General features: G+C 60.9%; 19 protein-coding genes. 10 read left to right on the top strand and 9 right to left on the bottom strand.

All coding sequences use genetic code 11. The features are described from left to right. Positions 1 to 12 precede the first annotated feature (12 nt). Both ACZ5ZH_RS15160 and ACZ5ZH_RS15155 read left to right on the top strand, forming a co-directional pair. Positions 13 to 1,611 carry a GMC family oxidoreductase gene (locus ACZ5ZH_RS15160; protein WP_464772863.1) on the top strand — a complete coding sequence of 533 codons (1,599 nt, stop codon included), beginning with the start codon at positions 13 to 15 and terminating at the stop codon, positions 1,609 to 1,611. A gap of 70 nt (positions 1,612 to 1,681) precedes the next feature. Beyond that, positions 1,682 to 2,194, top strand: a complete 513-nt coding sequence (locus ACZ5ZH_RS15155; RefSeq protein ID WP_464772862.1) for a nuclear transport factor 2 family protein — start codon at positions 1,682 to 1,684, stop codon at positions 2,192 to 2,194. Between the two features lie 27 nt (positions 2,195 to 2,221). On the opposite strand, the gene ACZ5ZH_RS15150 is transcribed toward ACZ5ZH_RS15155, so the two are convergent. Further along, positions 2,222 to 2,602, bottom strand: a complete 381-nt coding sequence (locus ACZ5ZH_RS15150; protein ID WP_464772861.1) for a winged helix-turn-helix transcriptional regulator — start codon at positions 2,600 to 2,602, stop codon at positions 2,222 to 2,224. Positions 2,603 to 2,704: 102 nt separating this feature from the next. Here ACZ5ZH_RS15150 and ACZ5ZH_RS15145 point away from each other — a divergent pair, with 102 nt between their 5' ends. The 6 genes from ACZ5ZH_RS15145 (at position 2,705) to ACZ5ZH_RS15120 (ending at position 7,953) form a co-directional block, all read left to right on the top strand. Further along, positions 2,705 to 3,613, top strand: a complete 909-nt coding sequence (locus ACZ5ZH_RS15145; protein WP_464772860.1) for an NAD-dependent epimerase/dehydratase family protein — start codon at positions 2,705 to 2,707, stop codon at positions 3,611 to 3,613. Positions 3,614 to 3,615: 2 nt separating this feature from the next. After that, positions 3,616 to 4,395 carry an SDR family NAD(P)-dependent oxidoreductase gene (locus tag ACZ5ZH_RS15140; protein WP_464772859.1) on the top strand — a complete coding sequence of 260 codons (780 nt, stop codon included), beginning with the start codon at positions 3,616 to 3,618 and terminating at the stop codon, positions 4,393 to 4,395. 30 nt (positions 4,396 to 4,425) lie between these two features. Further along, a complete protein-coding gene (locus ACZ5ZH_RS15135; protein WP_464773292.1) occupies positions 4,426 to 5,238 on the top strand; it encodes an SDR family NAD(P)-dependent oxidoreductase in 813 nt (270 codons plus the stop codon). An 8-nt stretch (positions 5,239 to 5,246) separates the two neighbouring features. After that, positions 5,247 to 5,669, top strand: coding sequence for a nuclear transport factor 2 family protein (locus tag ACZ5ZH_RS15130; protein ID WP_464772858.1), 423 nt, complete (start codon positions 5,247 to 5,249; stop codon positions 5,667 to 5,669). A 119-nt stretch (positions 5,670 to 5,788) separates the two neighbouring features. After that, positions 5,789 to 6,859 carry a type III polyketide synthase gene (locus ACZ5ZH_RS15125; protein WP_464772857.1) on the top strand — a complete coding sequence of 357 codons (1,071 nt, stop codon included), beginning with the start codon at positions 5,789 to 5,791 and terminating at the stop codon, positions 6,857 to 6,859. After that, positions 6,856 to 7,953, top strand: a complete 1,098-nt coding sequence (locus ACZ5ZH_RS15120) for an NAD(P)/FAD-dependent oxidoreductase (protein ID WP_464772856.1) — start codon at positions 6,856 to 6,858, stop codon at positions 7,951 to 7,953. The genes ACZ5ZH_RS15125 and ACZ5ZH_RS15120 overlap by 4 nt, the downstream gene beginning before the upstream one ends. Here the strand turns inward: ACZ5ZH_RS15120 and ACZ5ZH_RS15115 are convergent. Then, the gene (locus tag ACZ5ZH_RS15115; RefSeq protein WP_464772855.1) at positions 7,940 to 8,656 is read right to left on the bottom strand and encodes a methyltransferase domain-containing protein; all 717 of its coding nucleotides are present in this window, start codon (positions 8,654 to 8,656) and stop codon (positions 7,940 to 7,942) included. The two genes, ACZ5ZH_RS15120 and ACZ5ZH_RS15115, sit on opposite strands and share 14 nt — an antisense overlap. 101 nt (positions 8,657 to 8,757) lie before the next feature. Here ACZ5ZH_RS15115 and ACZ5ZH_RS15110 point away from each other — a divergent pair, with 101 nt between their 5' ends. Further along, complete coding sequence (locus tag ACZ5ZH_RS15110; RefSeq protein WP_460988991.1) at positions 8,758 to 9,162, top strand: DUF2147 domain-containing protein; 405 nt, start codon at positions 8,758 to 8,760, stop codon at positions 9,160 to 9,162. Here the strand turns inward: ACZ5ZH_RS15110 and ACZ5ZH_RS15105 are convergent. The 3 genes from ACZ5ZH_RS15105 to ACZ5ZH_RS15095 all read right to left on the bottom strand — a co-directional run bounded on the left by ACZ5ZH_RS15105 (position 9,159) and on the right by ACZ5ZH_RS15095 (position 10,475). Then, positions 9,159 to 9,995, bottom strand: coding sequence for an SAM-dependent methyltransferase (locus ACZ5ZH_RS15105; protein WP_460989125.1), 837 nt, complete (start codon positions 9,993 to 9,995; stop codon positions 9,159 to 9,161). The genes ACZ5ZH_RS15110 and ACZ5ZH_RS15105 overlap by 4 nt on opposite strands. A 5-nt stretch (positions 9,996 to 10,000) precedes the next feature. Next, positions 10,001 to 10,201 carry a hypothetical protein gene (locus ACZ5ZH_RS15100; protein ID WP_460988990.1) on the bottom strand — a complete coding sequence of 67 codons (201 nt, stop codon included), beginning with the start codon at positions 10,199 to 10,201 and terminating at the stop codon, positions 10,001 to 10,003. 61 nt (positions 10,202 to 10,262) lie between these two features. Beyond that, positions 10,263 to 10,475, bottom strand: a complete 213-nt coding sequence (locus ACZ5ZH_RS15095) for a hypothetical protein (protein WP_449469069.1) — start codon at positions 10,473 to 10,475, stop codon at positions 10,263 to 10,265. Positions 10,476 to 10,707: 232 nt separating this feature from the next. Here ACZ5ZH_RS15095 and ACZ5ZH_RS15090 point away from each other — a divergent pair, with 232 nt between their 5' ends. Further along, positions 10,708 to 12,732 (top strand): elongation factor G, encoded by a 2,025-nt coding sequence (locus ACZ5ZH_RS15090; protein ID WP_460988989.1) that lies wholly within the window; start codon positions 10,708 to 10,710, stop codon positions 12,730 to 12,732. Here ACZ5ZH_RS15090 and trxC read toward each other — a convergent pair whose 3' ends face one another. The 4 genes from trxC to ACZ5ZH_RS15070 form a co-directional block, all read right to left on the bottom strand. Next, positions 12,733 to 13,170 (bottom strand): thioredoxin TrxC, encoded by a 438-nt coding sequence (trxC, locus tag ACZ5ZH_RS15085; RefSeq protein WP_460988988.1) that lies wholly within the window; start codon positions 13,168 to 13,170, stop codon positions 12,733 to 12,735. 18 nt (positions 13,171 to 13,188) lie between these two features. After that, on the bottom strand, positions 13,189 to 15,225 hold the full coding sequence (locus tag ACZ5ZH_RS15080) for a M3 family metallopeptidase (RefSeq protein ID WP_464772854.1): 2,037 nt from the start codon (positions 15,223 to 15,225) through the stop codon (positions 13,189 to 13,191). Positions 15,226 to 15,464: 239 nt separating this feature from the next. After that, entirely contained in the window at positions 15,465 to 15,857 is a 393-nt protein-coding gene (locus ACZ5ZH_RS15075) for a VOC family protein (RefSeq protein ID WP_464772853.1), read from the bottom strand. An 89-nt stretch (positions 15,858 to 15,946) separates the two neighbouring features. Then, on the bottom strand, positions 15,947 to 18,322 hold the full coding sequence (locus ACZ5ZH_RS15070; protein WP_460988985.1) for a TonB-dependent receptor: 2,376 nt from the start codon (positions 18,320 to 18,322) through the stop codon (positions 15,947 to 15,949). Positions 18,323 to 18,500: the final 178 nt, after the last annotated feature.

Genomic DNA, 18,500 nt, shown 5'->3' with positions numbered 1-18,500 from the left:
GGGAGGAAGTTCGTGAAGACCGCTGAAGAATTTGATTATATCGTGGTCGGTGCTGGTTCGGCCGGATGTGTCCTTGCCAACCGGCTTTCCGCAGACCCGTCGATCAATGTGCTGTTGCTTGAAGCCGGGGGACGGGACATTAATCCGCTGATCCACATGCCTGCGGGTTTCTTCCCGATGCTTCAGGCCGGAATGGTCAGTTGGAAGTATCAAACCGCGCCCCAGAAGCATCTGGACAACCGCGTCCTGAATGATGCGCGCGGCAAGGTTCTGGGCGGCAGCAGTTCGATCAACGGCATGTGCTATAGCCGGGGCAGCCCGGAAATCTTCGACCTGTGGGCTGATCTTGGCAACAGCGGCTGGTCCTATTCGGATGTCCTGCCCTATTTCAAGCGGGCGGAATGCAGCTGGCGTGGGGAGAATGAATTTCACGGCGGCAGCGGCCCTCTGCCAGTCACGCACGCCAAGGTGACCAACCCGGGCCACAAGGCATGGCTTGAAGCCGCCCAGCAGGCAGGCTTCCCCTATAGCGACGACCATAATGGCGCCGCGCCGGAGGGTTTCGGTCCATGCGAATATACGATCCGCAAAGGTCGCCGAATGAGCACGGCGGTCACCTATCTTCGGCCCGCAAACAAGCGGCCGAACCTGACGGTCCGTACGAAAGCCCACGTCACCCGCATCATTATGGACGGCCATCGCGCTGTAGGGGTCGAATATCGCCAGAAAGGCCGCATCGCACAGGTCCGCGCCGTTCGCGAGGTCATCAGTAGCGGCGGTACTTTCCAGTCAGCCCAACTGCTTATGCTGTCGGGCATCGGCGATGGCGACCATCTCCGGTCGGTCGGGATCAGAGCGGTTGCAGACCTCAAGGGCGTCGGTCAGAATCTGCACGACCATATCGGCTCTCAGGTTCAGATAATCAGTCCCGAACCGGTGTCGGATTATAAGTTCATCTCGAACCCCTTGCGGATCGCGGCGGCAGCTTTGCGCTACATGACGACGCACACCGGGCCGCTTGCGGGCTTCAGCACGGACGTCATCGCCTATCTGCGATCAGGTGCGCCAGGGCATGACGAACTTGACCTCAAATATTATTTCCTGCCGATCCTGTCGGGTGATGGCGCGCAGATCGTTCGCCAACATGGCTTTACCAATCTCGTCATCCTGACCCGCCCGGAAAGCCGCGGGGAGTTGAAGTTGCGATCGTCCGATCCGTTCGCGCAGCCGATCATCGACGCCAACTATCTGGCCGAGGAACGCGACCGCGATGCGCTACGGCGCGGCGTTCGGATCGCGCGGGAAATCTTCAAACAACCCGCCTACGCCAAATATCGCGGCGAGGAATATCATCCGGGCGCTGATTGTTCCACCGATGCAGAGCTTGATGCCTTTTTCCCCCGTGACTGCCACGTCAACTACGAAGCGGTCGGCACCTGCCGCATGGGTCATGACGAGCTTGCCGTTGTCGATGATCAACTGCGTGTGCATGGCATTGACGGGCTACGCGTGGTCGATGGTTCCGTCATGCCGCGGATCACGACTGGTGATCCCAATGCCTCGATCATCATGATCGCGGAAAAGGCGGCGGATATGATGCTGAACGCTTGAAGAGTTGCAGCTCGCATGAAGACATCAAATTGAGGGCGCAATCGCGCTCACCTCTTTTCGGGATCAAATCATGGAAAACGCATTTGCCACATTCGAACGACGTCTCGCGGCCGCAGAAGACCGGTTAGAGATTATCGATCTGGAAGCAGAATATTCCCGCGCCTGGGATAGCGGAGACACAGATGGTTGGGCGGACGTCTTCACCCCGGACGGAGTGTTCGAGATTACCAAATCCGGCGACCAGCCAACCCGCCTAGTGACAGGAACAGAGGAACTTGCGGGGTTTTGCGCGGAAGTCAGTGAATATTATCAGGGGCTCCATTTTAACACCGCGCCCCGCCTTCGCATTGACGGAGACATGGCTTGGGGCCAGGTCCACTTCCAGTGGATCGGCATATTCCGGCCCGGGGCAACGCATAGCGGCCAACGCCACGCGGCTGGCTACTATCAGGTGACCTACCGTCGGCTCGAAATCGGCTGGCGTATTGAACGGCGCGTCGAAACACAAATCAGCGGAAACATCGTAGAAGCCTTTGACCCGGTGATCGCTGCTATGAGTCGCGACGCTTTCAGGAAATCTTGAATATGACTCGTTGATCCAGACAGCAGGTCAAACGCCGATGAACGCCACACGACTGTCCTGCGACCTTGCAGCCTCGCGCTGGCGCGCCTGTTCCAGCGCTTCATGATTGTCGCCGATCCAGTTACAAATCTGACTGACTGTCCCCAGGAAACCCCTGCCCAGATCTGTCAGTCGATATTCCACGCTCGGCGGCATGGTCGGCCGGACTTCCCTTGACACCATCCCGAAACGCTCAAGTTCGCGCAGCGTCTGGGTCAGCATCTTGGAGCTGATAGGCGCTGCGCAGCGCTTGAGATCGGAAAAGCGCATCTCGCCATCACCCAGTCTGTAGGTGACGAGCATTGTCCACTTGTTCCCGACCAGTTCGAGAATCTGCAGGGCGGTTTGCGGGTCCACTTTGGTATCCATAAGATACCTAATACCTAATCGGTGCCTTGTTGCAAATCGAAACTAGAATCGGTAGCCCTTTTTCATCAGGAGGCGCGAGGCGCCCGTGGAGAGGAAGCTATCATGAAAATTCTTGTTATCGGCGGCACCGGCATGATCGGCGGCCATGCGGCCCTTCATCTTGCTTCGCAGGGGCATGATGTTACCGTCTCGGGCCGCAAGCCCCCGCAACAAAGCACTGAATTGTCGCGCCTGCCTTTTTTGCAGGGCGATTATGTTGAGGGTAGCTTCACGACGCAGGACTTGACCGGCTTTGACGCCATCGTCTTCGCGGCGGGCAACGATATCCGCCATGTTCCGCAAGGGGCCGATTATGACGCTCATGTCCTGCGCGCGAACGCCGAAGCGGTGCCGCAGTTCGCCGCGCTTGCCAAGCAGGCGGGCGTGCGCCACTTCATCCATATCGGCAGCTTCTACCCGCATATTGCACCGGAACTGCTGGAAACAAACGTCTATATCCGCGCCCGCAAGCTAGCCACCGACGGTATTGCCGCGCTGGCGGACGATAGCTTCCACGTTGTCAGCCTGGATGCGCCGTTCGTTGTTGGCACCGTTCCGGGCATGAGCTTGCCGATGTTCGAAGCATATACCCGTTATGCCGAAGGACAGCTTGGCATCCCGCCTTTCGGCCCTGCTGGCGGCACCAACTTCATTTCCACCCAATCCTTGTCCGAAGCGGTCGAGACCGCTTTGGAACGGGGCGAAAATGGCAAAGCCTATCTGGTCGGCGACGAAAATCTGAGTTTCGCGGACTATTTCAAGCTGTTCTTCCGGGCCGCCGGGAACGACGTGGATGTGCCTGCGCTGGACCAGGAACATCCCCTGCTGCCGGACGTCGCGATCGTCACCGGGCGCGGAAACGTCGTGCGGTACGAGCCCGACGCCAAGACGCTGGCTGACCTTCGCTACCGCCGCAACGATGTCGCGCGTGCGGTGCAGGAAGTCGTCGATCAGTTCCGGTCGGCAAAATGAGTATGGCTCCTCTGGCGGGCCAAACGGCGGTCGTTACAGGGGGCAGCGGCGGTATCGGCACGGCTTGCGCACGGGCGCTGGTTGCCGATGGCGCGCGCGTGCTCATCACGGGGCGCAGGCAGGAAGCGCTGAACGCAGCGCGCGCCCGCATAATCAGCGATTTTCCGGACGCCCAGGTCGCGACCTTCGCTGGTGATGCTACGTCCGAAAAGGATGTCGGCGACGCGCTTGCGCAAGCCTATGCCATGGCAGATCGCCTCGACATTCTGGTGCCTGCGGTCGGAGGCGGCGGCTTCGGCCCCTTCCTCTCGATCAGTGTGGAGGATTTGCGCCGGGATCTTGACCTCAACATCACCAGCGCTTTCATCGCGATGCAGGCCGGAGCCAGGTTAATGCGCGAAGGCGGGTCGATCGTGTGCATATCGTCCACCGCCGCGACCCTCCCCTTCCCCGCGCTCGCCACCTATTGCGCCAGCAAAGCCGGGCTGGAAGCATTGATCCGGACGGTGGCGGACGAACTGGGCGCGCTCGGTATTCGCGTGAACGCGGTTCGCCCCGGCCTCACCCGCAGCGACGCGACGGCGGACATGTTCGCCAGCCCGGCGGTCATTGATCGCTTTCTGGAGCAAACGCCGCTCAAACGGACGGGAGAGCCGGAAGATATCGCCTCGGCGGTGGCCTATCTCGCCAGCCCCGCTGCGTCCTGGGTCACCGGGCAATCCTTCGCGGTCGATGGCGGACAGGAACTGCGGCGCAATCCGGACCTACTGGGCGGCGCCTGATCAACGGACAGAATAATCGAGGACAGGATGATGCTGGATTTCACGGGCAAGACGGTTTTGGTGACTGGTGGCGGCGCGGGGATCGGACGCGCCTGCGCCGATGCTTTTGCACGGCAAGGCGCACAGGTCTTCATTGCAGAGATCGATCCGGAACGCTGCGCCAATTTCACCGTCGGTAGGGCAATCCAATGCGACGTCAATGATCCGCAACAGGTTGATGCGCTGGCCGACCGACTGAAACAGGAAACGGGCGGGAAGCTCGATATTCTTGTGAACAATGTCGGCCATTTCCTTCATGCCAAAGCATTTTCCGATCTTTCACGTGATGAGATGCAGGAAATTGTCGGTCTCAACCTGATCAGCCTCATGCACGTGACGAACCGCCTGCTCCCGCTACTGAAGGCATCGGCCCCCGGCAGTTCGATCATCAACATCACCTCCATCGAAGCCTATCGCGGCATTCCCAACTGCTCCGTCTATGCCGCCGCCAAATGGGGGATAACGGGCTTCACCAAGAGCCTCGCGCTCGAACTCGCGCCGCTCGGCATCAGGGTGAATGACATCGCGCCGGAAACCACGGACACACCCCAAACCCCGATCAATTATATGGTGCCGCCGGAAAACCGCGAACATGTGCAAAGATGGGTGCCGCTCGGCCGCTTCGGCCATCCGGACGACTGCGCAGGTGCAGCGCTTTACCTCGCCAGCCCGCTCGCGTCCTGGGTCACGGGAACAGCCATCAATGTCGATGGCGGTTCGCTGGCAGCGGCCGGATGGATTCGTGATATAAACGGGACCTGGACCAACATGCCGATCGTTACTGGCAACGGAATGAACTTGTGAGCGGCGCGATGAACAAGCTGATCGATGAGGCAGCACTCCGGCGCACGGCGGAAATCTACGCTCAGGGTGCGGATCGGAAGGACAAGCAGCTGTGGCGATCCGTGCTGGCGAATGACTGCCGGATTGAAGGGCCGGGCTTCGTCACAGAAGGACTGGAGGCGACATTGATGTCGATCGACGGACTCGCGCAGATGTTCCGCTCGACCTTCCATCGCATCCATAACCAAACAGTTATGATCGACGATGACAGAGCCAGCGGTGAGACCTATTGCACCGCCGATCATCTGCTCACCGACGCGGACCAGATTTTGCGCTGGACGATCCGTTATCTCGATGAATGGCGTCGTGATGGTGACGCGTGGCGCTTTACGCGGCGCAAGCTCGAACTGTTGTGGGAGGAAATGGTGCCCGTGACGGTTCGTCACGGCTGACGCCAATCCCAATTCATTGGGAAGCAATCAAAATCGCGCTACACATGTTGGACCCTGTCCAGCCCGGATCATATATCGCATCGTCGGCGTTATAGACCCCGGCAACAAAGTGGAATGCGATGAACGAAAGACGTGCCTGCATAAACGCGATAGGTTGCGCCGTTCCTGACCAGGATGTGCATTCCCCTTTCATTCGATGGGCCAGTCAGCAATTAGTGGATGAACGGGCGCGCAGCCTGTTCGTCCGCATGGCAGAGCGCAGCGGCATCAATCATCGCTGGTCGGTCCTTCCCCAAGTGGACGCGGAAGCCTCACCTGTCGATCCCGGCGGCTTTTATGCGGACGCCACGCCTTCGACATCGCAACGCATGCAACTCTATCATCGCTACGCCCCTGAATTGGCCCTGCGAGCCATCGACGCCTTGCGCGCAAAGATAGTTCTCGATGGCATTACCCATCTGGTCGTTGCCAGTTGCACCGGCTTCGTCGCTCCCGGCGTCGATCAGATCATCGCCGACGCGCTGGGTCTGGTCAGTGTGGAGCGGACACTTGTAGGTTTCATGGGCTGTTACGCAGCGGTCGCGGCGCTTCGGACTGCGCGGCATATCGTGCGGTCGGAGCCCGACGCGCGCGTGCTGGTGGTCACCGTCGAACTGTCCTCGCTTCACCTTCAGCGGGAACAGCAGGTCGAAAGATTGCTGATGATGCTGCAATTCGGCGATGGCGCGGCAGCGGCACTGGTCAGCGCGCAGGATCGCGGTTTCGCGATGGATGCGCCCTTCGCGATCAATCTGGAAGGTTCTGCCGATCTCATCCGTTGGGAGATCGGCGACGCCGGTTTCGTCATGCACCTGTCGGGCGAAGTCCCGAGCCGCATTCAGACCGCTCTACGAGACAATTGCGTCAGGGACCGGATTTGCGGTTCGACTGATCCCGCATCGGTCGCGAATTGGGCGGTTCATGCCGGGGGCCGGTCCATATTGGACGCAGTCGAAAACGGCATGGACCTGCAACCCGATGCGCTGGCTGTGTCTCGCGGCATCCTCGCGCGCCACGGCAACATGTCGTCCGCAACGCTGATGTTTATCCTGAGCGATCTGCTCGATGAAGGGAGCCCCGGCCCCGGCGTCGCGCTCGCCTTCGGACCGGGTGTCGCTGCGGAAGGGTTCCGCTTTTCGCGGGCCGGATGATGACAGGAGCGGCCAAGCTGGAGGCGCTCATCATAGGCGGCGGCCCGTCAGGATCGGCCACCGCCATCACCCTCGCCCGCGCCGGAATGAGGCCGCATCTGATTGAACGCCATGCCGCTGCCCGCGCTGGCGTATGCGGCGGCTTCCTTGGCTGGGACGCGATCGCTGGCCTTATGGAATTGGGAGTGGACCCCTGGAAGCTTGGGGCGCGGCCCATAAGCCGCTTCAGGCTGGCCACGGGGACACGCTGCGTCGAAGCCGCCCTGCCCGCCACAGCCGGCGGCATTTCCCGCCACGTCCTGGACAATGCCCTTATGCAGGCAGCGGCCGACGCCGGTGCTATCGTCAGCCGAGGCCGAACAGCCCGCATGGCCGATCCAGATAGCCGCGCCGTGCGCTTCGACAATGGCGAGACACTTGCCACAGACGCCCTGTTCATAGGCGTCGGCAAGCATGAGCTGCGCGGCGTCGCCCGGGATTTCTCAAGCTCATCGATCGGGCTACGCACCTCTCTCCCTACGTCCTCCGCATTGCATGGCACGCTGTCGGGCTTCGTTGAACTGCACCTGTTCGATAAAGGCTATGCAGGACTGCTGTTGCAGGAGGATGGATCGGTCAATCTCTGCCTGTCGGTAAGCAGAGATCGGCTCACTACAGCGGGGAGCGTTCCCGCGCTGCTGGACGAGTTGCAACAGGAGGCGCCACTGCTCAGCGAACGGCTTCAAGGCGTCCCCGCCCATTTCGATGCTGTCGCGGGTGTTCCCTATGGCTGGCGCGCGCCGCAAAGCCACAAAGGCGTCTTTCGGATCGGCGATCAGAGCGCCGTCATAGCCTCCCTCGCAGGCGACGGTATCGCCATCGCCCTGGCCAGCGGCGCGAGCGCCGCCGAGGCGATGCTGGCCGCAGGACCAGAAGCCTCACCGGCATGGCAGGACAAATGGCGGCGGCAATGCGAGCGGCCTGTCGGCATTGCCGAAGCCCTGCGCCATGGCGCCGCAGCGCCCCTGACCCGCAATATCCTCATGTCGCTGTTACGGTTCGCGCCTCGATTGGGAACGGGCGCCGCATCCCTCACCCGGATCAGGAAAGGGTAAGCGGCGTCTCCCGCACGCGCTCCACGCACAGGCGAAAGGCGAAACGGCGCACTATCCGCACCTGATCCTCGGATATGCCAGCCTGCGCCAGCAGATCGACCCATTCCCGACGCCGGAACGATCGGGCGATCGATAATTGACCGTCTTCCCGCACGATCCTGTGGACGCGCAGCAGTCGCGCCAGAATGGGGAAGCCCCAATGCGCAAAACCATGGCGGTGCAGGTCGCAGATCAACCAGCCCATCCTCGCTTTCGCTTCCATATGACGCAGGAAGGTCATCAGTTGCGAGTCGGTCATATGATGCGTGACCTGGCTTGAAATGATGAAGTCGAACGGTTCCGGCTGATCGAGATAGTCGCCAGCCCGATAATCGATCGACAGGTCGGACGGGGTCGCATGCCGGGCCGCCTGCAAACTCTTTTCATTCAGGTCCACGCCGATCAGCTCAGCATCGATACCCCGGCGCCGCGCCCATCGGGCAATCGCGCGCAGAACATCGCCGTCGCCAAATCCGACATCGAGCAGGCGGAAATGTCTTGCCTGTCCTACCGCGCGTTGGAGAAAGGCGATGGTGGGCCAGGCTGTGAACGTCCATCGATTGACCCGCGCCAGATCATGCAGAACCCGCTCATATACCGCCGGATCGAGATCGGGCGCGTCCATCTGCTCTTCCTGACGCGATCTTGTGATGAGCTTTACCATGTCTCGTCTTCTCCCGCGATCATTCTACCACGGAGAAAGCAGTTGATGCGCCACAGTTTTTGTCTCACCGTGCAAGGGCGGGGGCGGATAGGAGTATGACAATGCTGGCGGCTTCCCTCCTCTTGCTCGCCTCTTCGGCTGCGGTTCCTGCAACCGACGTAGCCGGTCTATGGGTGACGGACGATGGCAAGGGCCTTGTCAGGATCGAGCCGTGCGGCGCGAAACTGTGCGGTCGTATCGTGCGAGTGCTCGATACGGGTGCCGATGTCCCCAAGACAGACGTGCACAACCCGAACCCTCGCCTTCGCGCGCGGCCTCTGGCGGGCCTTCTTACCCTCTGGGATTTCAACCGATCCGGTTCCACATGGACGGGCGGGCGGGCCTATGATCCGAAAAGCGGCAAGAGCTATCGCTCGTCACTGGCGCGCAACCCTGACGGATCGCTGAAGCTCACCGGCTGCGTGCTATTCATCTGTGAATCGCGACGCTGGACCCACGGCGGCTAGACCGCTTCCCACTGGAATATCCCATACCGCATCGCCCCTGTGCGTAGCGCAAGGATGAGGCGCGGAAGGCTCAATACGAAATCGCGGCTCATCGTGGCGCGGCCAATCGCAAGCCGACGGATGTCCCGGTCGCTCAACACGCTCTTCGCCAAACGACCAAGGCATATCGACCAAGTCCGGCGCACCTCCCGGCTGATGTCCCGATAATCCACCAGGCGAAATCCAGCGTCAGAGGCCAATGTCAGATAATCTTCCCGGCTTCCCATGCTGGGCAACCTGCCCTCCTTGCATATCGGCAGGAGCAAATGCCGCACCTCCCAAGCGGACGCCCCCTCCCCCTCCAGCCAGGCGCACACGACCAGACGGCCGCCCGGCCGCAATATGCGTCTTGCCTCGGTGAAGAAGCGCGGCTTATCCGTCATATGCTCGGAACTTTCGATCGCATAAGCGCGGTCGAACGACGCCGTTTCCAGGCCGTTGTCCAACCAATCCCGCACCAGACAGGTAAAGCGTGGCGAACGCTCTTGCGCAATTGCGTGCTGGGCCGCCGATAGCGTCAGGCCGACGATCGACACATCATGGCGTGTCAGGATATCGGCCGCTGCCGCCCCATATCCGCAACCAATGTCGCAAATACGGTGCCCAGCCTCTATGCCAAGCCTTTGCTCCACCGCAGCCACCAACTCGGCAGCGGCCCGCTCAGGCGTTTCGGTCCCGGTGCGCCAATATCCGTGGTGAACATGATCGCCCCAGATGCGACGATAGGCGAGGTCAAGCTCATCATAGTGAAGTGCAACGCTTCGTGAATCCGGCGCTTGATCGGGAACAATCATGCGGCTCAAGGCACCGGCCGATCCGCGTGCGTCGCGGTCAGGAAAGACGGATACATCATCGTGACGGAAGCCGCAGCGATGATGACGAGGGCCGCGATTAACGCGGCTCCGCTACTCAACCTCCCCCGATTACGCGCATAAAGCACCAGGCCGAGCAGGGCCGCAGCGATCAGGATGATGATGGCAGTAAGTCCGGTTAGCGACATCGATCAAACTCCTGAAAATGAGGAAGATCGGTCCCTCGTGCAGGGATCGCAAAGATTGCAATTACCGATGCGGCGATTCGTTCCGGGTGTCGTCCCCAACTGGTGCTGCGGTTGCAGAGGCCGGGACCGCCACATCTGACCTTCGCGATGCCGGATCGGGTGCACGCAGGCTGGTATAAGCTATCAGCGCGGCCAGAGCCAGACCCGCAGCAACGATCGCCCACAGCCATCGCTTGGCATTTCGCCGCTGCCGCCGCTCTTCATCCTTGGGCATCAGCTCACCTTTCTCCGCGCTTTAATTAATCGAACGGCGGTTGAACCAGTTCCGGCAGATAAGGACGACTATTATGAATGATCGCAATGCACATCTCGCAACTGCATGTGCGCTTAGCCGGGCGGTGGCGCGATCCGGTCGAAGCCCCCTTGCGTTCCCCCCGCGATAGGCAGAACATCGCTCCGTCAGAAGAACCGTCTTCGCCACGAAAGACGGGATGAGGAGAGCAAGGATGAGCGGCACGCAATCGCGCTCCATTGCGCTGATCGGCCCCGCCGGAGCGGGTAAAACCAGCCTCGCGGAAGCTATCATGCACATCAGCGGGGCTGTTTCGCGACAGGGATCGGTCGAAGCTGGCACCAGCGTCGGCGATGCAAGTCCGGAAGCGCGAGAGCGGGGAAGCTCCACCGAACTCAACCTCATGCAGTTCGAATGGATGGGAGATCATTTCTCCCTCGTCGATATTCCGGGCTCGCCCAGCTTTGCCGATGATGCAGCCATCGCTCTCAATGCGGTCGACCTCGCCATCGTCGTGATCGATCCCGACCCGGCCCGCGCCCCTCTGGCAGAACCCACGCTACGCAAGCTCGAACGCGCAGGCGTTCCGCACGCCCTGTTCGTCAATAAGATTGAGCAGGCGCGTGGCAGCATCCAGGATCTGCTTACGGCCGTCGCCCCGATGAGCGCCGCCGCGCTCGTCGCCCGGCAAATCCCGATCCGGTCGGGCGATCGGGTCGACGGCTTCGTCGATCTCGCGCTGGAACGGGCCTATCATTATGAGGCAGGCAAGCAATCGCAGCAGATCGCACTCGCCGAAGAGTTGAAGGCTGATGAAAGCCAGGCGCGCTTCCATATGCTGGAACAACTGGCCGATCATGACGACATCCTGCTTGAACAGCTCTTGTCGGACGAACAGCCAAGCCTTCAAACCATCTTCGCCGATCTCGCACAGGAAACCGCCAGCGGTCTCATCGTGCCGGTGCTGTTCGGTTCCGCCGCCAATGGCTTTGGTATCCGCCGCCTGCTCAAGATGCTACGGCATGACACACCTGCCCCCGCGAAAACGGCGGAGCGACTGGGCATCACCGGAGCAGCGGCACAGGTGCTGAAGATTTCCCATGCGGCAACGGTAGGCCGCCTGGCGATCGCGCGGCTGTTCGCCGGCAATTTGCACGACGGCGCCGACCTCCAGGACAATGGCGGTCAATCCCTGCGCGCGGGCGGGATATTTGCACTCCAGGGTCTTGCCACAACCAAGATCGCCGCCGCCGAACCGGGCGCGATCGTCGGCATTGCCAAGATCGACACGATAAAGGCAGGTGACCTGATCGGCATCGCGGCCAAACCCGGCGGCGACGGGCTGCTCGCTGATCGACCGGCAACCAATTGCGCGGTAGCGATCGCCGCGAAGGATCATAAGGACGAGGTGCGCCTGTCCACCGCCCTCAATCGGCTGGCGGAGGAAGATCACGCCCTCCACTGGAGCCAGGACGAAGCATCACGAGAGACCTTGCTTCACGGCGTGAGTGACGAGCATCTGAACGTCGCGCTGGCCCGTCTGAAGCGCCGCTATGGCGTGGCGGTATCGGTACAGCCGCCGACGATCGCCTACAGGGAATCGATCCGAAAAGCGGTCACGCAACGCGGGCGGCACAAAAAACAGTCCGGCGGCCATGGTCAGTTCGGCGATGTCGTGCTGGAAGTGCGCCCTCTGGAACGGGGAGAGGGCCTTCGTTTCGAGGAACGGATCACGGGGGGCGCGATACCCAAGCAGTGGATTCCCGCCGTCGAAAAAGGCGTGCATGACGCCCAGGCAAAAGGCCCTCTCGGCTTTCCCGTGGTCGATGTCGCGGCGACTTTGGTCGATGGCTCCTTTCACAGCGTCGACAGCTCCGAACTCGCTTTCCGCACCGCCGGACGGATAGCGATGAGCGACGCGCTGACCGCCGCCTCCCCCTATCTGCTGGAGCCGGTCGCGCATGTGACGATCATGACGCCAGGCACCGCATCATCCCGCATCACCTCCGCCGTGGCGAGCCGTCGCGGTCAAATGCTGCGGATGACGAGCCGCGAAGGTTGGTCGGCCTGGGATGTGATTGAAGTCCTGCTACCGGAAGCGGGACTGCAAGGGCTGGAGGCGGAAATCCGTTCGATGAGCCAGGGCATGGCTCATTTCGAAGCGCATTTCGATCATCTTGCGGAAGTCGCGCCGAAACTCGCCAGCAGCATCGTCCAGCGGGTCAAGGAGCCCGCCTGATCACGCAGGCAGATGATGCCGCGCCCAACTGACGATCGCGGCCATCGGCATAGCGCCCGGATTGCGCGCGATTTCCCGTCCCTTGTAGACGATGACCAGCGAAGGAATGCTGCGTATCGCATAGCGGGCGGCAAGATCGGCGTCCGCTTCCGTATCAATCTTCCCCAGCCGGGCATGTGGTTCCAGCTGCGCGGCGGCGGCTTCGAAGGCTGGCGCCATCTGGCGGCAGGGACCGCACCAGCTCGCCCAGAAATCGATGATGAGCGGGACGTCGCTGCTCACCGCATGCTGCGAAAAATTGGCGCTGGTCAGCGTCACCGGCCGACCCTGGAACAATGCCTGCTTGCACCGCCCGCAACGCCCCTCGCCCAACCGTTCCTTCGGCACACGGTTCAGCGTAGCGCAGGCCGGGCAACTGATCACAAGGGGTCCGTCCATGCTGTAATGGCCTTCTGTTTAGGCCGCCAGCCCGCGTGATCGAAGCAAGGCATCGACTTCTGGCGCGCGTCCGGCGAAAGCCCGAAAATTCTCGGCTGCGGAACGGCTGGCGCCCGCCGCCAATATCTCGCGGCGGAAGGCGGTGGCGCCTCCCCCCGGCAGATCGGCATGAGAGAATATCTCGAAAGCGTCGGCCGACAGAAGTTCGGCCCAAAGGTAGGAATAATAGCCCGCCGCATATCCGCCCGCAAAAATATGGCTGAACGCATGGGCAAAGCGGTTCCATTCGGGCGGATGAACAACAGCCACCGCCGCCCGCACCTGTTCCAGCGTCTGCAACACCCGCGCGCCCTGCGCCGGATCATAGTCGCGATGAAGCAGGAGGTCGAAGGTCGCAAACTCGATCTGACGCAACAATGCCAGCCCCGCCTGAAACTGCCGCGCAGCAAGCAGCCGGTCAAATAGAGGCTCAGGCAACGGCTCGCCCGTATCCACATGCCCGGACAGGCCGATCAGCGTGTCCTTTTCCCAGGCGAAATTCTCCATGAACTGGCTGGGCAGCTCGACCGCATCCCATTCGACGCCGGAAATGCCGCCGACCGACGGCAGATCGACCTCCGTCAGCAGATGGTGCAGCACATGGCCAAATTCATGGAACAGCGTCACCACATCATTATGCGTCACCAACGAGGGACGATCGCCCGCAGGCGGTGCGAAGTTGGTGGTCAGATAGGCAATCGGCCGGTGAAAGGCATCGGCATCCCGGAACCGCGCCCGGCACACATCCATCCACGCCCCACCACGCTTACCCGCCCGCGCGAACAGGTCGAGATAGACCCCCGCCACAATCTCGCCGCTCGCATCCAGCACGTCATAGAACAGGACATCGGGATGCCATGTCGAAACAGCTTCCCGTTCGATCAGGCGCACATCGAAAAGCCGCTCGATCAGTTTCTGCGTACCCGCCAGCACACGAGGCAGCGGGAAATAGGCTTTCAGCGCTTCCTGATCGACCCCATGCAACGTCCGCCGCATCGCTTCGGCGACGTAGGACAGGTGCCACGGATAAAGTTCGGTCAAAGCAAAATGCTCAGCGGCAAAGGCTCGCGCCTCCCCCAGTTCCTTCTCGCCGACCGGGCGGGCACGCTGGGCAAGGTCAGCCAGGAAGGCCAGCGCCTCGTCCGCATCCGCCGCCATCTTGGTTTCAAGCGAGTGCGCGGCGGAATCGTTGAAGCCCAATATCTGCGCCGCTTCATGCCTCAGCGCCATGATCTGGTCGATCCGCTCGCTATTATCATGGCTGCGATCATTTGACTGATCAGACGCGCGTGTATTGTGGGCGCGATAAACGCGCTCCCGCAATGCCCGATCGTCGGCGTGAAGCAGGATCGCCAGCACGCTGGGCTGGCGCAGAGTGATCAACCAACCCGGCAGGCCCTTTTCCTGCGCAAAGGCGGCAAGAATGGCCTTGTCGCTTTCCGGCACCCCGGCCAGCGCCGCCTCGTCGGTCACATGCTCGCTCCACGCTTCCGTCGCGTCCAGCACGGCATTTCCAAAGCGGGTGCTAAGGTCGCTCAACGCCACGCCAATATCAAGGAAACGCTGGCGGGCCTCGCCCTCCAAAGCCACGCCTGCCAGACGGAAGGCACGCAGCGCCAATTCGACGGCCCGCTTCTGCGCAGGACCCAAATCGGCAAAATCGGGCCGGCCGGCCACGCGCGCGACCGCATCATGATGCGCCCGGTTCTGCCCCGCCTCCATCAGATAAGCCGTCATCAAGGCCTGTGCCGAAGCGTGTGCTTCCCGCAATTCCGGGGTGTCGGCTACCCCTGCAAGATGACCGATGGGCGACCATGTGCGCGACAGGAGAAAGTCCGCCCGCTCCGCCGCCAATATGACGCTGCCGAAGTCATCGGCTTGCCCAGCCGTAATCCGCTCGATCGCCGCGCGGTGCTGGTCAATCGCTTCCTCTATGGCGGGAACCACATGGGCTGCCTCGATGGCGGCGAAATCGGGCAGGTCGGTGTCGGCAAGGAGGGGGTTGAGCGAAGTCATGGCTACTCTTGGCTTGGGCAGCCCAAACGGGCTAGGGAAGCCCCTTAATTGGGCCATGACACCCTGCTCTTCAAGCTCCTGTCGCAACCTCCCCCGCACAATCTTAGCGAGCGCCCACCCCGTTGATCGCCAGGACCGACGCGACAGGAGCCGTCGTCCCACTGCGGATAGCCGATCCGCCACGGGCACATAGAGCGGAAAATGGTTGGTGGCCGCGTGATCACCTCGCGCCGCCTTTTTTACCTGGCCAGCAATTCCACAACCTCGATCAGATGCCCCTCGGTATCGGTCACGAAGGCGACCTTCACACCATGAGCTTCCCTGACTTCAATCGGTTGGACAACTTTGCCGCCAGCCTTTTGGACCCGCTCGACAAATGCCTCAAGATCGCTCGTCTGGAATCCCAGGATCACCTCATCCTGTGCGGGGGCATCCCGATCCAGAAACTTGAACAAAACGAAGGTAGCGCCGCCTTCGCCCGTAGCATTGAACAGGATTTCATCGATCTGCCGATCGCCGACCGTATCCTGAATCCGCGCCATTTCAACCAGGCCCGCGACATCCTTGTAGAAGGCGGCGGTGCCCTCCAGGTCTTGCACCACAAGCTTTGTAAAACCAAAATGCGAGGTCATTCATCCTACTCCACGAAAGATACAAGAAAAGGGCCAGTGGATAGTCTCCACTGGCCCTCTGTGATCCTAAACGAACGACAGGATCAAGATTAGAACCGGAACATTCCGGTCAGGCCGAATTCGCGCGGATTGGTCACGTTCACGATGCGATAACCGGACTCATAGGGGATACCAGCAGCCGTGTTGATCTGGGCGGTGCCCAGGCTGATGTTGGTGATCCGCTTCTGGTTCAGCAAATTCTTCGCGAAAGCGGTCAGCTCGAACCGATCGTCTTCCGTGCGGAAGCCCGCAAAAACGTTCAGCAGGGTGCGCGAACGGTAGTCATAATCGACCTGGTCGGCATAGAAGCCCGGACGATAGTTGACGAGCGCCCGCACGAACGGGGTGAATTCACCCATCGGGAAACGGATTTCCGTATTCGCGGTGAGGGTGAAGTCCGGCGTTTGGGACAGGCGACCGTTGGTCACGCAATAGCTGACATTGCCCGGGCCAGTGATGACGGGTGAAGGAGCGTCCTGGTTGGGAACGCCCGTACCTGCGTAGTCATTGCAAGGTACGCGAGCATCTTCGAAACGCGCACGAACATAGGATGCGCTAATGCCCAAGTTCCAATTATCGTTGATGCGACCATCGATGGAAGCTTCCACGCCCTTGATCTTGGCATCGCCATTATAATTGAAGTCGAAGCCGCCGTTGGTCGGTTCTCCAGGGGCGATCGCCGTTCCATTGACACTGCAGGCCCCGTTCAATTCAGGGCAGTTATACTGGATGCCCGTGAACCGGCTCAGATAATTTTCAAGCGTCTGGTAAAACGCCGATACTGTGAAATTCACCCGATTGTCGAACAGCTTGCCCTTCAGACCGGCTTCGAAAGAATCGGTCTTTTCGGGTTGTGTACGGATCAGGTCCCGGCTCACCCCCGCGGGAACAGCGACCCCCGTGCTACCGGCCCGATAGGAGTGGCCATAGGCCAGATACACGTTGAGGCGCGGATTGAACTCATAGGAAACCGTCAGGCCGCCTGTCAGAGGCTTGTTCGTAAACCGCTGCAGATCAGCAGGAACGCCTTCCTCAAATCGTTCAAAAGCAGGTATGCCGAAACCGGCATAACCCGGAGAAGTCAGGAAGATGTCCGTCGTTTGCACATTCTTGATAATGGAATAGCGCAAACCGCCTTCGATCGAGAAGCCGTTGGAACGGTAACGCAAATTGCCGTTGAACGACCATGTCTGCGCATTCACCGGAGTGAACACCTCTGTATCGATCGGCAGATACACGCCAAACGCGACAGGAAGCGGAGTAAAGAACTGGTCAGCTCGCTGATTGGTCACAACGGTGCCAGTCTGCTTCGTGTAGAACGCACCTACACCCCAGCCGAAACCTTCCTTGTTGTTGGACGCCAGGCGCAGTTCCGCCGAGTCCACCTTATAGGGCGTGTCAATGGTAGACGTTTGCACATAATCGGGGATCGCGTTGCCCGTGTCGAGATCGCGTTCCGCCTTCAGCCTGCTGTACTGGTGAGCGCCTGCGAAGGACAAGGTGGCCGGACCAAGATCATAATCGAAGGCCAGATTGACGATGTGGCTCTCATTCTGGTTGCGGAACCGGCCGTCCGACACCGCAGCGTAATCCGCCTCAGAAAGAGCCGGCCCCGACGGGTTAAAGCCGTCCGGCACATTGCCAGCACCGACAACCTGCTGAAACTGGCTGTTGTCCGCAAACAGATACTGGTAGCTCAGGTAGGCAGTGAAGTCGCTGCTCGGCCGCCAGCCCAGCGTTACGCGCGCGCTTTCGGTGCGGCTGCGTGAGCGCTCGCCCGTCGTGATGTTGCGGACGTTGTTCAGGCGGTTGCCATCGACCAGGCCAGCGACGCGGATCGCAAGCGTGTCGTTGAAAGGCAGGGAAACGCCAGCCTGCACGTTGTAGCCATCGCGCGAGGTAGCGGTCGCCTGCGCGTAGCCCTCGATTTCGTCGAAGTTCGGGCGGCGGGTCGCGATGGTGATGGAACCAGCCGGCGAAGACAGACCGCGCAGCAAGCCCTGCGGACCACGCAGCACTTCGATCTGCTGAATGTCATAAAGAGCGGTATAGACGGTCTGCGCGTCGGTCGGGATTTCGTTGTAATAGACCTGAACCGCCGGGCTGGTGCCCTGATCGGGATCGAAGGTCACGCCACGCAGGGTGGTTGTGTTGTTGCGGCCCGAGGTGTTGGTCAGTTCAAGACCAGGTGCAAGCTGCTGCACGTCCTTCGCGTCGAAAATGTTGAACTTCTGGAGCTGTTCGCCGGTCGCGACGTTGACGGCCATCGGCACCGACTGGAGCGATCTTGACTCGCGCGTCGCAGTGACGACGATTTCAGCCGTTCCATCCGCTTCGCCGCTGGCGACATCCTGCGCCCAGGCAGCGACGGGGACGATCAGCGCTGCGCCGCACAACAACGCAGAGATTCCATTCACCTTCTTCATGACGTCCTTTCCTTGATTAGCAGGGACTTGGTCCCAACGATGTTGAGGGCCGCTAACGGTCGTGCGGCCACCCCGCAATCCGGTGAGTCATGTTTTGTAAATTTTCGCACGAACCCGTGCTTTATGGGCAACAGTGAGGTTAGGCCATTTCCCTAATTTACGTCTAAAATCTGACCTA

Source organism: Sphingobium sp. TomMM7A (assembly GCF_055397305.1).
The sequence above is the reverse complement of the archived record's forward strand: the minus strand, read 5'-3'. Positions and strand labels throughout refer to the sequence as shown.